The organism is Caldisericota bacterium (assembly GCA_034717215.1).
Taxonomy (GTDB): domain Bacteria; phylum Caldisericota; class Caldisericia; order Caldisericales; family Caldisericaceae; genus UBA646.
The window spans coordinates 1-2,129 of record JAYELD010000060.1 but is presented as its reverse complement, the minus strand read 5'-3'; the positions used below and the strand labels follow the sequence as shown (position 1 = coordinate 2,129).

General features: G+C 33.8%; 3 protein-coding genes. 2 read left to right on the top strand and 1 reads right to left on the bottom strand.

Annotation, left to right across the window (positions count from 1 at the left end):
- Positions 1-201: 201 nt before the first annotated feature.
- Complete coding sequence (locus U9Q18_02545; GenBank protein MEA3313238.1) at positions 202-1,248, bottom strand: hypothetical protein; 1,047 nt, start codon at positions 1,246-1,248, stop codon at positions 202-204.
- A gap of 118 nt (positions 1,249-1,366) precedes the next feature.
- Between U9Q18_02545 and U9Q18_02540 the strand changes: the two genes are divergently transcribed.
- Both U9Q18_02540 and U9Q18_02535 read left to right on the top strand, forming a co-directional pair.
- The gene (locus U9Q18_02540) at positions 1,367-1,600 is read left to right on the top strand and encodes a hypothetical protein (GenBank protein ID MEA3313237.1); all 234 of its coding nucleotides are present in this window, start codon (positions 1,367-1,369) and stop codon (positions 1,598-1,600) included.
- Positions 1,597-2,129: DUF3854 domain-containing protein (locus U9Q18_02535; GenBank protein ID MEA3313236.1), on the top strand; the 533-nt coding region annotated here is incomplete at its 3' end. The genes U9Q18_02540 and U9Q18_02535, both read left to right, overlap by 4 nt.

Sequence of the window (2,129 nt, the reverse complement as noted above, 5' to 3'; positions counted from 1 at the left end):
TGGCAAGAGTATGAAAAGATGCGGTTTTCGCTTTGTTGACATGCTTGTTTCTATTCGTAGGGGGGTGTATAGGGGCATCTGGAGGAAGCAGCTAAAGCCCCGCTTTCACCAACATATATTATTCCTATTCCTATATGCAAAATCTCAATTGCCGAAAATTTTTTCGCCAAATTTTTTCGCCAAAAATTATTCGCAAATCTTTTATTTTTTGGTTGGGGTTATTTCATTATAAAGCACCTGGGACAGAGCTTTGAGGCTGTGAAACTTGCGACAACTATGAGATTTGCAATTTTGCAGGCGTTGTTTATTCCATTGGCTTGCTATTTTGTAAAATTCATTAAATTGCATATCTTTAACATTTAGCTTGCTATCTTTAATGTATTTTAATATTTCCTTTTTCATCCTATGTTTAAACATTACACAAGCAGGTTTCCCACAAGTGGTTTGGTTTGATTTTTGCTTTGGATATTTTCTACCACAAACAGGACATCTTTTAGGTGAATACTTCACTAAATAATCATTATAGAATTTGTTAATTTCCTTCCTTACCTCCACTAATTGCTTATTTGGTTGGAGAGAAAAATCTGTTTTTATTATTCCTTTATCAATAAGATGCTTTTTTAAACTTGAGCAAAATGATGATTGCTTAATGATTTCCTGAACTTTTTCTATTTTATTCTTACGCAAATCTTCAAAAGCAGATGAAAGAGGTTGGCTAAGATTGGATAAAGGAGCGGATGAGGAGATTTCCGATTTATCTTCTTTCTTTTTAACAAAATTGTATTTGTAATAGTAAGACAAAAAGAGATGGAGTATTTCTTTTATAGTTTGACAATCCTTTTTTGGCCAAGCAAATACCTGTAGGGAAAGATCCTTATCCTTATACATATAAGTGAAGGAACTAAGCACAACAACTTGTTTTTCTCTCAAATCAAAATACAGCATACCTATTGGTTTGATTATGTTTTTAAAATTATCAAGCAGAAAAGATTTGAGATATTCTTCAGAACCTGGAAAATCCAATGGTGGTTTACCAGTATAATTCCAGCTCATAAAGCAGAATTTATTAGCTAAAAAAATATGGATGTTATTCCAAAAGATTGATAGCTTAAGGTAAGTGTAGCTTTGTATAAATTTTTTTCTTAACTTTTGAGGTATTTCACTTTCAATTTCCACTAACCTTTCCATATCAAGTGTTGTCTCTCTATCCTTTCTTACTTTGAGAATATTTTTTAAAACCTTATTCATATAACACTTCCTTTAAATAATGCGTTATAGTTGTAGAGAACAAAATAACTATAACCTTTACAAGTATAACACAGGGCTTATGATAGGTCAATAGAGAATAAACTTAAAAGGAGGAATAATGAAAGTTATTCAAGTAACTGACGAACAGGCAAGAAAAGAGGCGGGCATCCCCTTTGCAAAAAAAACACTTTACAAGTGGAATAGCACTGGGATGCATCCAGAACTTTTTCTGAAGATTGGCAACAAGTTGTGCATCAACTTAGATTATTGGGATAAGTGGGTTGAAGAGGCAATCCAAAAAACAAACGAACGGGTAAAAAGACTTAAAGAACTTAAGGAGGGCGTAAAATGAAAGAAATAAAAAGGGTGGAGGTACCGGGAAATACCTCCACCGCAACCAACCAATTAAATCCTACACCGCAATCAGAAGAAAGTCAAACAAAATTTAAAACTCCAAAGGGTATTGTTGCAGAAGATTTAAGGAAGTCAGGATTAAACTGGAAAGATGTAGAGCTTTTAGGCTGGAGTATTGTAAAAAATAAACAGGAGCTAAAAGAAATTATTGGCTCTGTCAGGCAGGATTTAATACAAGCTACACAAGCTATTTTAAAAATTCCTTATCCAGATGCTGACTTTGCAAGAGTAAAACTATATCCAGCCATAAAGGATTGTAAATATCTACAACCGAAAGGAGTTTCACCCAAGCCATATATCCTTGCAGAGATAGCAGAGCTGAAAAACAAAGCACACAAACCTATTATCTTTACAGAAGGCGAAAAAAAGACACTGTGCTTGTTTAAGAATAATTACAATGCAATAGGCTTGCCGGGGGTGTGGGCATTTAAGAACCAGAAGCAAGATGAACCTTTCTTAAAAGAATT

Coding starts and splice junctions, on each gene's coding strand:
- U9Q18_02540 (MEA3313237.1), top strand. CDS start 1,367: ATGAAAGTTATTCAAGTAACTGACGAACAGGCAAGAAAAGAGGCGGGC.
- U9Q18_02545 (MEA3313238.1), bottom strand. CDS start 1,248: ATGAATAAGGTTTTAAAAAATATTCTCAAAGTAAGAAAGGATAGAGAG.